The sequence below is a fragment of the Kitasatospora aureofaciens genome (assembly GCF_019192735.1).
GTDB classification, from domain to species: domain Bacteria; phylum Actinomycetota; class Actinomycetes; order Streptomycetales; family Streptomycetaceae; genus Kitasatospora; species Kitasatospora aureofaciens_A.
On record NZ_JAHTKP010000011.1, the window covers coordinates 88,763 to 101,255 of the forward strand.

The 12,493-nt window shown below is 72.1% G+C and carries 12 protein-coding genes; 4 read left to right on the top strand and 8 right to left on the bottom strand.

Going from position 1 to position 12,493, the window contains the following annotated elements:
* Nucleotides 1-30 precede the first annotated feature (30 nt).
* Complete coding sequence (locus KV557_RS14195; protein ID WP_218200263.1) at nucleotides 31-357, top strand: tetratricopeptide repeat protein; 327 nt, start codon at nucleotides 31-33, stop codon at nucleotides 355-357.
* 79 nt (nucleotides 358-436) lie between these two features.
* Here the strand turns inward: KV557_RS14195 and rpsD are convergent, their stop codons facing one another.
* From rpsD to ppk2, 4 genes are all read right to left on the bottom strand, one after another.
* Nucleotides 437-1,051: a 30S ribosomal protein S4 gene (gene rpsD, locus KV557_RS14200; RefSeq protein ID WP_218200264.1), complete on the bottom strand. Its 615-nt coding sequence runs from the start codon at nucleotides 1,049-1,051 to the stop codon at nucleotides 437-439.
* 379 nt (nucleotides 1,052-1,430) lie between these two features.
* A complete protein-coding gene (locus tag KV557_RS14205) occupies nucleotides 1,431-2,780 on the bottom strand; it encodes a replication-associated recombination protein A (protein ID WP_218200265.1) in 1,350 nt (449 codons plus the stop codon).
* Between the two features lie 43 nt (nucleotides 2,781-2,823).
* The gene (locus KV557_RS14210) at nucleotides 2,824-3,435 is read right to left on the bottom strand and encodes an antibiotic biosynthesis monooxygenase (RefSeq protein WP_218200266.1); all 612 of its coding nucleotides are present in this window, start codon (nucleotides 3,433-3,435) and stop codon (nucleotides 2,824-2,826) included.
* A 74-nt stretch (nucleotides 3,436-3,509) separates the two neighbouring features.
* The gene (ppk2, locus tag KV557_RS14215; RefSeq protein WP_308129889.1) at nucleotides 3,510-4,328 is read right to left on the bottom strand and encodes a polyphosphate kinase 2; all 819 of its coding nucleotides are present in this window, start codon (nucleotides 4,326-4,328) and stop codon (nucleotides 3,510-3,512) included.
* 209 nt (nucleotides 4,329-4,537) lie between these two features.
* Here ppk2 and KV557_RS14220 point away from each other — a divergent pair, with 209 nt between their 5' ends.
* Nucleotides 4,538-5,479: a LysR family transcriptional regulator gene (locus tag KV557_RS14220; RefSeq protein WP_218200267.1), complete on the top strand. Its 942-nt coding sequence runs from the start codon at nucleotides 4,538-4,540 to the stop codon at nucleotides 5,477-5,479.
* On the opposite strand, the gene KV557_RS14225 is transcribed toward KV557_RS14220, so the two are convergent.
* From KV557_RS14225 to KV557_RS14240, 4 genes are all read right to left on the bottom strand, one after another.
* A complete protein-coding gene (locus KV557_RS14225; RefSeq protein ID WP_218200268.1) occupies nucleotides 5,476-5,985 on the bottom strand; it encodes a GNAT family N-acetyltransferase in 510 nt (169 codons plus the stop codon). The genes KV557_RS14220 and KV557_RS14225 overlap by 4 nt on opposite strands.
* A gap of 96 nt (nucleotides 5,986-6,081) precedes the next feature.
* Nucleotides 6,082-7,872: an aspartate--tRNA ligase gene (gene aspS, locus KV557_RS14230; protein ID WP_218200269.1), complete on the bottom strand. Its 1,791-nt coding sequence runs from the start codon at nucleotides 7,870-7,872 to the stop codon at nucleotides 6,082-6,084.
* Complete coding sequence (gene hisS / locus KV557_RS14235) at nucleotides 7,869-9,131, bottom strand: histidine--tRNA ligase (RefSeq protein WP_218200270.1); 1,263 nt, start codon at nucleotides 9,129-9,131, stop codon at nucleotides 7,869-7,871. Before hisS ends, aspS begins: the two co-directional genes overlap by 4 nt.
* Before the next feature lie 11 nt (nucleotides 9,132-9,142).
* Nucleotides 9,143-9,850, bottom strand: coding sequence for an MBL fold metallo-hydrolase (locus KV557_RS14240; protein WP_218200271.1), 708 nt, complete (start codon nucleotides 9,848-9,850; stop codon nucleotides 9,143-9,145).
* A 289-nt stretch (nucleotides 9,851-10,139) separates the two neighbouring features.
* Here KV557_RS14240 and KV557_RS14245 point away from each other — a divergent pair, with 289 nt between their 5' ends.
* Both KV557_RS14245 and KV557_RS14250 read left to right on the top strand, forming a co-directional pair.
* Nucleotides 10,140-10,985, top strand: a complete 846-nt coding sequence (locus KV557_RS14245; protein WP_218200272.1) for a peptidylprolyl isomerase — start codon at nucleotides 10,140-10,142, stop codon at nucleotides 10,983-10,985.
* A 266-nt stretch (nucleotides 10,986-11,251) separates the two neighbouring features.
* The gene (locus KV557_RS14250) at nucleotides 11,252-12,481 is read left to right on the top strand and encodes a DUF349 domain-containing protein (protein ID WP_218200273.1); all 1,230 of its coding nucleotides are present in this window, start codon (nucleotides 11,252-11,254) and stop codon (nucleotides 12,479-12,481) included.
* Nucleotides 12,482-12,493: the final 12 nt, after the last annotated feature.

A 12,493-nucleotide genomic window follows, 5' to 3' on the forward strand; every position in this document is an offset into this window, starting at 1 on the left:
GAGGCAAGCAACTCCCCGGAAGGAGCCACCGTGGCCGTCCACACCGCCGCCGACGAGTACCGCCTCGCGACGTTCCACTTCGAGTCCCAGGCGTACAGCGACGCCGCCCGCCTGCTGGAGGGCGTGCTGGCCGAGGAGCCGGCCAACCTCTCCGTCCGGCTGCTGCTGGCCCGCAGCTACTACCACTCCGCCCAGCTCGGCCGCGCCGAGGCCGAGCTGCGCCGGATCCTGGACGCCGACCCGGCCGAGGACTACGCCCGGCTGATGCTCGGCCGCACCCTGGAGCGCCAGGGCCGCGCCGACGAGGCCCGCCCGCACCTGCGGCTGGCAGCAGCGATGACCGGCGAGAACCTCTGAACAAACGGGACGAGCCCCCGTCGCCTCGAAAGGCGGCGGGGGCTCGCTGAGGTACCGCAGGTGCGGAACCGCTCGCGGGTCAGCGCGAGTAGTACTCGACGACCAGCTGCTCGTCGCAGATCACCGGGACCTCCTTGCGCTGCGGCGCACGGTCCAGGCGGAAGGCCAGGGCCTTCAGGTTGACCTCGAGGTACTTCGGGGTCTGGCCCTCGCCCGCGTAGCCACCCTCACGGGCGACCTGGAACGGGACCTTCTCCTTGCTGCGCTCGCGAACAGTCACGACGTAGCCCGGCTTCATCTGGTACGACGGCTTGTTGACCTTGCCACCGTTGACCTCGATGTGGCCGTGGACGACCATCTGGCGGGCCTGGTAGATGGTGCGGGCAATGCCCGAACGCAGCACCAGCGAGTCCAGACGGGTCTCCAGCTCGGCGACGAGCGCCTCACCGGTCTTGCCCTCGGCCTTCTTCGCGCGGTCGAACGCGCGCGCCATCTGCTTCTCGCTCAGGTCGTACTGGGCGCGAAGACGCTGCTTCTCCAGCAGACGGACCTTGTAGTCCGAGTTCTGCTTGCGGCCACGGCCGTGCTGGCCGGGCGGGTACGGGCGGGCCTCGAAGTACTTGACGGACTTCGGGGTCAGCGGCACGCCGAGCGCACGCGCGATCTTGACCTTGGGACGCTTCTGGTTCGCCATGAACCAAACCTTCCTTGCTTACGAATACGGCTTCACCAGGTGTTGACGGAGGTCGCACGTCGCGACCCGGAGAAAACCCCGCCGCCTGCGCGGTGGGATCAGCCGCTCTCCGGAGCCGGGCACGGAAGTGCTTGTCACACGGACGACCCGGAGGACCGGGCCGGCCGCGACACCGAAAACGGTGCGCGACGCTCCTGGTGCGGGCCCCTCGGAAGGGGCCTACGGCCGATGCCCCGCTGGTGCGGCCGGTCGGTGGGGTCTCCCCCGCCGCCGTCCCGGGACACGGCACTCCGAGCGAGTATACCGGTGGATCCCTCGCTCTTAATTCTCACCCTGTCACTCGCCCGCTCGCCTCCGGGTTCCCGGCGCTCGGGGCGGGTCACTCCCCCCTGAGCCGCCCCCGCGTCCACTCCACGACGTCCGCGTACCGGGCCTCCCCACCGCGTCGCGTCGGCTGGTAGTACTCCTTGCCGTGCACCGCGTCCGGCGCGTACTGCTGGGCGGCGATGCCCTCCGGCAGGTCGTGCGGGTACCGGTAGCCCTGGCCGTGGCCGAGCTTGCCCGCGCCGCCGTAGTGCGCGTCCCGCAGGTGCGGCGGCACCGCGCCCGCCAGACCCTGCCGGACGTCCGCCAGCGCCGCGTCGATCGCCAGGTAGGCCGCGTTGGACTTGGGCGCCAGCGCGAGCGCGATCGCCGCCTGGGAGAGGATGATCCGCGCCTCCGGGAAGCCGATCAGGGCCACCGCCTGGGCCGCCGACACCGCCGTCTGCAGCGCCGTCGGGTCGGCCAGGCCGACGTCCTCGCTGGCCGAGATCATCAGCCGCCGGGCGATGAACCGCGGGTCCTCCCCCGCCTCGATCATCCGGGCCAGGTAGTGCAGGGTGGCGTCCACGTCGCTGCCGCGGATCGACTTGATCAGTGCGCTCGCCACGTCGTAGTGCTGGTCGCCGTCCTTGTCGTAGCGGACCGCCGCCTGGTTGACGGCCGTCTCCGTGGTGGCCAGCGTGATGCTCGCCTCGCCCTTCTCCAGCGCCGCCCCGGCCGCCGCCTCCAGCGTGGTGAGCGCCCGTCGGGCGTCCCCGCCGGCCAGCCGCACCAGGTGGTCCTCGGCCTCCGCGGTCAGCTCCAGCGAGCCCTTCAGGCCGCGCTCGTCGGCCACCGCGCGGCGCAGCAGCGCGCGGATGTCGTCGTCGGTCAGCGACTCCAGGGTGAGCAGCAGCGAGCGCGACAGCAGCGGCGAGATCACCGAGAAGTACGGGTTCTCGGTGGTCGCCGCGATCAGGGTGACCCAGCGGTTCTCGACGGCCGGCAGCAGCGAGTCCTGCTGAGCCTTGGAGAAGCGGTGGATCTCGTCCAGGAAGAGCACCGTCTCCCGGCCGGACATGCCGACCGCCCGCCGGGCGCCGTCGATGACCGCGCGGACCTCCTTGACCCCGGCGGTGATCGCGGACAGCTCGACGAAGCGGCCCTCGACGGCCTGGCTGATGACGTGTGCGAGCGTGGTCTTGCCGGTTCCGGGCGGGCCCCAGAGGATCACCGAGCTGGTCGCCGCCGGGCCGCGCGAGCCCGCCACCAGCCGGCGCAGCGGCGAGCCGGGCTTCAGCAGCTGCCGCTGCCCGGCGACCTCGTCCAGGGTGCGCGGGCGCATCCGGACGGCGAGCGGGGCACGGCCGGGCTCCTTGATCTGGCGTTCCTCGGCGGCGGCGGTGAAGAGGTCCGGTTCGTCCACACCGGAAGCCTATGCGAGGGCGCCGACACTCCTGCCGACGCTCCTAGTGCCGCCGGCGGTCCAGCAGGACGACGTCGAACTCCTCCACCGACCGCACGGTGGCGCCGACCGCGGCGACCGCCTGCGCCCGGGCGTCGGCCTGCGGACCGCGGGAGGCCGCGAAGCTCTCCTGGTCGGCGAAGATCGCGCCCACCGAGGCCTGGCCGCTCGCGCGGTCGACCAGCATCGCGCCGGTGACGAAGCCGTCCATCTTCTCCAGCATCGGCAGCGCGCGATCCCGGAACACCTCGGTCATGGTGTCCACCTTGGCCGGGTCGACCTCGACCCGCACGAGCCGGAACCCCGCGCCCGGCCCGACCTCACCGGGCGGGGCCGTCACCACGGCCTCCCAGACGTCGGTCGTCACCGTTCCCGCGAGCGGCGCCAGCACCTCGGCGCACCGCTGGCCCAGCTCCTGGTTGCTGTCGCGTTCGGCCTGCGCGGACTCCCACCACGAACTCATGACGATCTTGCCCAGCGCCCGGTCGGCGAACAGCCCGTAGCCGCGGTAGCCGGGCTGGGCGGTGAGCAACCCGACGGCCTCGGCGCGGAGCCCGTCGAGGGTCCGGTCGATCCGGTCCGGGTTCCCGGTGGCGTAGACGGTGCGAACGAACATGAGCGCGTCTCCCGACCGTGCACAGGCGCCGCCGAGGGGCCGTTCGAAGGGTGCGGCGCCCGGAGAAGCCCCGTCTACTCCAGTCTGGCAGCGTGGTCCGGCACGTACCTCTGGAGGTCGCGCGGGGGCCGCTGGTAGCCGCGCGGGGCCGGACGGGGCGGCAGGTCGATCTCCGGCGCGGTGATCTCGTGGTACGGCACGGTGGACAGCAGGTGGGCGATCATGTTGATCCGGGCCCGGCGCTTGTCGTCGCTCTCCACCACGTGCCAGGGCGAGTCCGGGGTGTCGGTGTAGACGAACATCTCGTCCTTGGCCCGCGAGTAGTCCTCCCAGTGGGTGATCGACTCGACGTCCATCGGGGAGAGCTTCCAGCGCTTCATCGGGTCCTGCAGCCGGTCCCGGAAGCGCCGCTCCTGCTCGGTGTCGCTCACCGAGAACCAGTACTTGCGCAGCAGGATGCCGGCCTCGATCAGCATCCGCTCGAAGGTCGGGCACTGGTGCAGGAACTGCCAGTACTCCTCGGCCGTGCAGAAGCCCATGACCCGCTCGACCCCGGCCCGGTTGTACCAGCTGCGGTCGAACAGCACGATCTCCCCGGCGGCCGGGAGCTGCTCGACGTACCGCTGGAAGTACCACTGGCTCTTCTGCCGCTCGGTCGGCGTCGGCAGCGCCGCGACCCGGGCGATGCGCGGGTTCAGATACTCCGTCACCCGCTTGATCGCGCCGCCCTTGCCCGCCGCGTCGCGCCCCTCGAAGACCACCACCAGCCGGGCACCCTCGACCCGCACCCACTCCTGGAGCTTCACCAGCTCCTGCTGAAGCCGCAACAGCTCCCGCTCGTACGGCTTCTTCGCCAGCCGCTCCGGCTGCGCGGGTCCCTGCTTCCTGCCCACCCGGGGTCCTCCGTCCGCCTGCTGCTGATGAGCACTCACGGTAGGCGTCGGAGGCCGATCGCGCAGGTCGTGGACGCGGGCAGGCGGCAGCGGCGGCCCCCTGAACCGCCGCTGCCACGCTCCCCCGTGGTCCGGCCCGAAGGCCGAGCGATCAACCTTCACCCAGACCTGCCGGGCGGGTCCAATTTCCGGTTCCATAACCTTGGGGCATGGATGTCGACACCCGGCTGCTGCGCAGCTTCGCCGCGGTCTGCGAAGAAGGGCAGCTGACGGCCGCCGCGGCCCGGCTGTTCGTCTCGCAGCCGACGCTGACCAAGCAGATCCGCCAGCTGGAGACGCTGCTCGGGGGCGAGCTGTTCGAGCGCTCGCGGCGCGGCATGGCGCCCACCCCGGCCGGCCGGGCGCTGGCCGAGCGCGCCGGGCCGATGCTGGCCGGCTGGGACGACGCGCTGCGCGCCACCAGGGCGGCCGCCGCCGAACAGGTGGCGACGCTGCGGGTGGGATTCGAGGGCGGGATCATCAACCTGATGTCCCGGCGGACGGTGGCCGACTTCACCCGGCGGATGCCCGGCTGGCAGGTGGAGCTGCGGCAGAACAACTGGTTCGACCCCACGTCGGGCCTGGCCACCGGCGAGATCGACCTCACGCTCTGGCACGCGCCGCCGTACCTGGCCGCGCAGTACAACGTCGCGGTGCTCGGCGAGGAGCCGCGGGTGGCCGCACTGTCCTCCGGACACCGGCTGGCCGCACAGGCCGAGCTGTCCTTCGAGGACCTGCTGGACGAACCGTTCGTCGCCATCCCGCACGAGGCCGGGCACTGGCGGGACTACTGGCTGGCCGCCCGCGAGCGGGGCGGGCGGCCGGTGCGGATCGGCGCGGTGGCGCACAACACCGACGAGTGGCTGGCCGCGGTGGTGTGCGGCCAGGGCATCGGTTTCGCACCGGAGACGATGAGCCGGCTGGCGCCGCGGGAGGATGTCGCGTACCGGCCTGTGCGGGGCCTGAGCCCGAGCCAGGTCGGGCTCTACTGGCCGAAGGACCGCGAACTCACCCCGGCGATGGCCGCGTTCGTGCGCAGCTGCCGGGCCACGGTGGGCTACGGCGCGACAGCCTGGGAGACGGGCCCGGGAGACGGCCCGGGACTCGCCTAGACCGCCACGAAGGGCTCGGGGTAGCGGCACAGCCCGCGCGGCCCGCCGTCGTACGCGGGCAGCGCGAGAGCCTGGAAGTAGGCGTCCGGCACCTCGAACGGGCCGGACACCTCGTGCCGCCCGGCCGGGGCGAAGCCGAACCGCCCGTAGTACCCCGGGTCACCGAGGACGACGACAAGCTTCTCGCCCGCCTCCTCGGCCGCCGACAGCGCGGCCCGGACGACGAGTTCGCCCACGCCCTTGCGCTGCCACTCCGGCGCCACCGCGACCGGCGCGAGCGCCAGTGCGTTGCCGCCGTCGCCGACCGGCAGCCGGGTCATCAGGGCATGCCCGATCACCAGCCCGGCGTCGTCCACCGCCACCAGCGACAGCCCGGGCAGCCACGCGGGGTCGCGGCGCAGCGCGTCCACCAGGTCCGCCTCGTCCGGGCCGGGGAACGCCGCCATGTGGACCCGTCTGGTCGCCGGGGCGTCGTCCGGACACTCGACTCTGGTACTGACGTTCATTGCGGGGTCAACCCTCCCTGTGTCACACGTCCTTGTGGACCGGCCCCGGACGGTGGGTGGACCGTCCGGGGCCGTTGCAGGTTAGCCGATGGGGCGTCAGCTCTGGGGCTGGGCCTCGGACTTGGCGTCCTCGCGAACCTTGGGCTGGGCGTCCACGCCGGCCTCACGGCGCTGCGCCGGGGTGATCGGGGTCGGGGCACCGGTCAGCGGGTCACCGCCGGTGGACGTCTTCGGGAACGCGATGACGTCCCGGATGGTGTCGTACCCGCCCAGCAGCGTGACGATCCGGTCGAGGCCGAAGGCGACGCCACCGTGCGGCGGCGGGCCGTAGTTGAAGGCGTCGAGCAGGAAGCCGAACTGCGAGGCCGCCTCCTCCTCGGAGAGGCCGATCGCGTCGAACGCCCGCTTCTGCACGTCGCGCTGGTGGATACGGATCGAACCGCCGCCCAGCTCCGAGCCGTTGAGGACCAGGTCGTAGGCGTTGGACAGGGCCGAGCCCGGGTCGGTGTCGAAGCTGTCCAGCGACTCCCGGGTCGGGGCGGTGAACGGGTGGTGCACCGCGTGCCAGCCCTGGAACTCGCCCTTGTCGTCCTCGATCGGCTCGAACATCGGGAAGTCGACGACCCAGAGGAAGGCCCACTGCGACTCGTCGATCAGCTCGCAGCGGCGGCCGATCTCCAGGCGCGCGGCGCCCAGCAGCTCCTGCGAGGGACGCTGCTTGCCGGCCGCGAAGAAGATCGCGTCGCCGTTCTTGGCGCCCGCGGCGGCGGCGAGGCCGGCCAGGTGCTCCTCGGAGAGGTTCTTGGCGACGGGGCCGCGCAGCTCGCCGGTCTCGGCGTCGATGACGACGTAGGCGAGGCCGCGGGCGCCGCGCGCCTTGGCCCAGTCCTGCCAGGCGTCCAGCGCCTTGCGCGGCTGCGAGGCGCCGCCCGGCATGACCACGGCGCCGACGTACGGGGCCTGGAAGACGCGGAACTCGGTGCCCTTGAAGTACTCGGTGAGGTCGGTGAGTTCCTGCCCGAAGCGGACGTCCGGCTTGTCGGAGCCGTAGCGGGCCATGGCGTCCGCGTAGGTCATCCGCGGCAGCGGGTTGGTGAGCTCGTAGCCGTGCACCTCGCGCCAGATGGCACCGACGATCTTCTCGCCGAGGGCCAGGATGTCCTCCTGGTCGACGAACGAGGCCTCGATGTCCAGCTGGGTGAACTCCGGCTGCCGGTCGGCGCGGAAGTCCTCGTCGCGGAAGCAGCGGGCGATCTGGTAGTAGCGCTCCATGCCGGCCACCATCAGCAGCTGCTTGAACAGCTGGGGCGACTGCGGCAGCGCGTACCAGTGGCCGGGCTGCAGGCGGACCGGGACGAGGAAGTCGCGGGCGCCCTCGGGGGTGGAGCGGGTGAGGTACGGCGTCTCGATGTCGAGGAAGTCGTTCTCCTCCATCACCCGGCGGATGATGTTGTTGACCTTGGAGCGCAGCCGCAGGCCCTTGGCCGGGCCCTCGCGGCGCAGGTCCAGGTAGCGGTAGCGCAGCCGGACCTCCTCGTTGACCGTGCCCGGCTCGTACTCGGCGACCGGGAACGGCAGCGGCGCGGCCTCGGAGAGGACCTCGATCTCGCTGACGACGACCTCGACCGCGCCGGTCGGGATGTCCGGGTTCTCGTTGCCCTCGGGGCGCACCCGGACGTCGCCGACGACCTTGACGCAGTACTCGGCGCGCAGGCCGTGCACCGAGTCCAGATCGCGGACCACGATCTGCACGGTGCCGGAGGCGTCGCGCAGATCGATGAAGGCGACGCCGCCGTGGTCGCGGCGGCGGGCGACCCAGCCGGCCAGGGTGACGGTGGTGCCTGCGTGCTCCGGGCGGAGCGTGCCCGCGTCGTGCGTGCGGATCACAGCTGCTTCTCCTTCAGGGTGGTGACGAGTGCGTCGAGGGCGACGGGGTTCTGCTCGCCGGTGGTGAGGTCCTTGAGCTGGACGACGCCCTCGGCGAGGTCCCGGTCCCCGGCGATCAGGGCGAAGCGGGCGCCGGACCGGTCGGCGGACTTCATGGCGTTCTTGATGCTCTTGACGCCGAAGGCGAGGTCGGTGGCGACGCCGGCCCGGCGCAGCTCGACGACCTTGGCGAACAGGACGTTCTTGGCCTCCTCGCCGAGCGCGACGGCGTACACGGAGGTGGCGGCCGGCAGGTCGAGGACGACGCCCTCGGCCTCCAGCGCCAGGTAGGTGCGGTCCACGCCGAGGGCCCAGCCGACGGACGGCAGCGCCGGGCCGCCGATCATCTCGGACAGGCCGTCGTAGCGGCCGCCGCCGCCGATCGCGGACTGGGCGCCGAGGCCGTTGTGCACGAACTCGAAGGTGGTGCGGGTGTAGTAGTCCAGGCCGCGAACCAGCTTCGGGTCGTCGGCGAAGGCCACGCCGTTGGCGGTGAGCAGCTCGCGGACCTTCTCGTCGTAGGCCTTGCAGTCCTCGCACAGGAAGTCGCGCAGCATCGGGGCATCGGTGAGCTGGGCCTGAACCGACTCGCGCTTGTCGTCGAGGACGCGCAGCGGGTTGATCTCGGCGCGGCTGCGGGTGTCCTCGTCCAGATCCAGGCCGGCGAGGAACTCGATCAGGGCGGTGCGGTAGACCGGGCGGCACTGCTTGTCGCCGAGGCTGTTGAGCAGCAGCGTGTAGTTGCTCAGGCCCAGCGAGCGGAACGCGTCGTCGGCCAGGATGATCAGCTCGGCGTCCAGCGCCGGGTCCTCGGCGCCGATCGCCTCGGCGCCGACCTGGGCGAACTGGCGGTAGCGGCCGGCCTGCGGGCGCTCGTAGCGGTAGTACGAACCGGAGTACCAGAGCTTGACCGGCAGGTTGCCCAGCTTGTGCAGGTTGGCCTGGAGGGCGGCGCGCAGCACCGAGGCGGTGCCCTCCGGGCGCAGCGCGAGGTCCTCCTTGCCGCGCTTGGTGAGGGAGAACATCTCCTTGGTCACGATGTCGGTGGACTCGCCGACACCGCGGGAGAACAGCTTCACGTCCTCGAAGACCGGGGTCTCGATGTAGCCGTAACCGGCCCGGCGGGCGGGCGCGGCGAGGCGCTCGCGGATCGCCAGGAAGGTCGCGGAGCTGGGGGGCAGCAGATCGTAGGTGCCCTTGGGGGCGGTGAAGGTGCTCAACTTCTCTTCCGTCACATTCCTCGTCGCGGGAAAGCCGGGGCGCCGGCCGCCCCTGCTGCCTGTCGGAGGTAGGGGTTGGTGGCGCGCTCGCGGCCGATGGTGGTCTGTCCGCCGTGGCCGGAGAGGACCACGGTGGTGTCGTCGAGGGGCAGGCACACCCGGGCCAGCGAGCGCATGATCGCTTCGCTGTCCCCGCCCGGGAGGTCGGTACGCCCGATGGAGCCGGCGAACAGCAGGTCACCCGAGAACAGCACCGGGGGGAGGTCCTCGGCACCGGGCGTCCGGAAGGTCACCGACCCCCCGGTATGGCCCGGGGCGTGGTCCACGGTGAGCCTGAGGCCGGCCAGCTCCAGCACGCTGCCGTCGGTGAGCTCGCGCACGTCGTCGGGCTCGCCGACGGTGAGCTCGCCCATCAGCTGGGTGCCCAGGGAACGGCCGAGCGCCTTCTCCGGGTCGGACATCATGTACCGGTCCTCGGGGTGGATCCAGGCCGGGACGCCGCGGGCGCCGCAGATCGGCATCACCGAGGCGACGTGGTCGATGTGGCCGTGGGTGAGCAGCACGGCGACGGGCTTCAGCCGGTGCTCGCGGACCAGTTCCTCGACGCCGCGGGCGGCCTGGTGGCCGGGGTCGACGATCACGCACTCCTCGCCGGGCCCCGGTGCGACCAGGTAGCAGTTGGTGCCCCAGGCTCCAGCGGGGAATCCGGCGATGAACACGCGCGTCCTTCGTGATGCGGTCGGCTGTGGCGGCTACGGGTGACGACCGGGTGAGATGCAGCTACCAGTGATTCAGGGGAAGCCTACCGGCGGTCCGGGTCCGGTTGCGAACCAGATAGCGGTGCCGGGCGCGGTTCGTCCTGACAGGTTCACCGCGTTCTTATGGGCCGGGTCCCTACACTTGGCCGCCGATGGATGCGATGATCCGCTCCGGAATCCATTCACGTTCCCTCCATGTCCGCCCACGGACAGGAGGGACCCAGCGCACATCATTCAGGAGACACGGCCGGTGGTCAGCAGCGAACAGCGGCGGCGGCAGCTCGCCCGCGACAAGTACGAGCGCCAGATGGAACGCCGGGTCGCGGCCCAGGCCGCCCGCAAGCGCCGCAACACGATCCTCGGCGCCTCGCTCGCCGTGGTCGTGCTGGCCGGCGGCGGTGCCGCGATCGGCACGGGCGTCTTCAGCTCGGACAACAAGAGCAAGAACGACACGGCCGCGGCCCAGCCCGCGCCGACCCAGGCCGTGCCCACCGCGCTCACCACGCCGACCCGCAAGCCGGTCGAGGGCTGCACCGACCCGGCGCCGGGCAAGCCCAACGGCAAGCAGTGGCAGGCCGAGCCGGCCATGACGGTCGACGCCGCCGGCACGTACACCGCGACGCTGGACACCAACTGCGGCAAGGTGACGATCACGCTGGACGCGGCCAAGGCGCCGCACACGGTGAACTCCTTCGCCTTCCTCTCCGGCGAGCAGTACTTCGACCACACCAAGTGCCACCGCCTCACCACCAACGGCATCTTCGTGCTCCAGTGCGGCGACCCGACCGCCGGCGCGACCAGCCCGGGCGGCACCGGCGGCCCCGGCTACAAGTTCGCGGACGAGAACCTGACCGGCGCGGTCTACCCGGCGGGCACCGTCGCGATGGCCAACTCCGGCCCGGGGACCAACGGCAGCCAGTTCTTCCTGGTCTACAAGGACACCCAGCTGGACCCGAAGTACACCCCCTTCGGCAAGATCACCGGCGGCCTGGACGTGCTGCAGAAGATCGCCGCCGCGGGCACCCTGGAGGGCCGCCCGGACGGCCACCCGATGGCCGACGTCACCCTCAACTCGGTGACCACGGCCAAGGGTTGACCCACCCCGGGGCCGCCCGAACCGCGCGCCCGAGCGCGCTCCGGCGCGGCCCCGGCCCGAAATCGCCCGCCCCGGATGCGGACAGCACCGGGCCTGGTCGCCTATGTTGGCGTTGTGTAGGGTGCCCGGACCCGCCTAGCCGTCACCCTCGGCAGCAAGTCACGGCGGACGGGGACGGCGGACTCATCGGTCCGCCGCACATCAACTGTGGACGACGGACGCGCGCGCCGCCCGGCGCGAGCGCGACGTCATGTGGAGGACGCGCTATGAGCAGCGACCCGTGGGGCCGTGTCGACGAGCAGGGCACGGTCTACGTCAGGACGGCCGACGGCGAACGCGTCGTGGGTTCCTGGCAGGCCGGCTCGCCCGAGGAGGCCCTCGCCTACTTCGAGCGCAAGTACCAGGGCATCGAGGTGGAGATCGGCCTGCTGGAGAAGCGGGTGCGCACCACCGACCTGGCCGCCAAGGACGCCCAGGCCGCGCTGGAGCACCTGCGCGCGCAGGTGGCCGAGGGGCACGCGGTCGGCGACCTGGACGCCCTGGCCAAGCGGCTGGACACGCTCGCCGGTGAGATCGAGTCCCGGCGCGAGGAGCGCAAGGCCGCCCGGGCGAAGGCCCAGGACGAGACCCGCACCGCCAAGGAGGCCCTGGTCACCGAGGCCGAGCAGCTCGCCGAGTCCACCCAGTGGCGGGAGGCCGGCGACCGGCTGCGCGCCCTGGTGGACACCTGGAAGGGCCTGCCCCGGCTGGACCGCAAGAGCGACGACGAGCTGTGGCACCGCTTCTCGCACGCCCGCTCGGTCTTCTCCAAGCACCGCAAGGCGCACTTCGCCACCCTGGACGCCGAGCGCGAGCAGGCCCGGCAGGCCAAGGAGGCGCTGGCCGCCGAGGCCGAGGCGCTGTCCTCGTCCACCGAGTGGGGCGACACCGCGGCCCGCTACCGCGACCTGATGGCGCGCTGGAAGGCCGCCGGCCGGGCCCAGCGGGACGTCGAGGACGAGCTGTGGGCGCGGTTCCGCGGCGCGCAGGACGTCTTCTTCCAGGCCCGTTCCGCGGTGTTCAGCGAGCGGGACGCCGAGCAGGTCGCCAACCAGAAGCTCAAGGAGGTGCTGGCCGGCGAGGCCGAGGCGATCCTGCCGATCACCGACCTGAAGGCCGCCAAGGCCGCGCTGCGCGAGATCAACGAGCGCTGGGAGGCGATCGGGCACGTGCCGCGCGACGTCCGTCCGAAGCTGGACGGCCGGCTGAACGCGGTCGAGCGGGCGATCCGCGAGGCCGAGGACTCCGAGTGGAAGCGCTCCAACCCGGAGGCCAAGGCCCGCGCCGCCGGCATGGTCGGCCTGTTCCAGGCCAAGGCCGACAAGATCCAGGCCGACCTGGACAAGGCCCGCGCCGCCGGCAACACGTCCAAGGCCGCCAAGCTGGAGTCCGAGCTGGCCGGCGTGCAGACGCTGCTGGAGCAGGCCCACAAGAGCCAGGAGGAGTTCACCGGCTGAAATCCTGAGCCG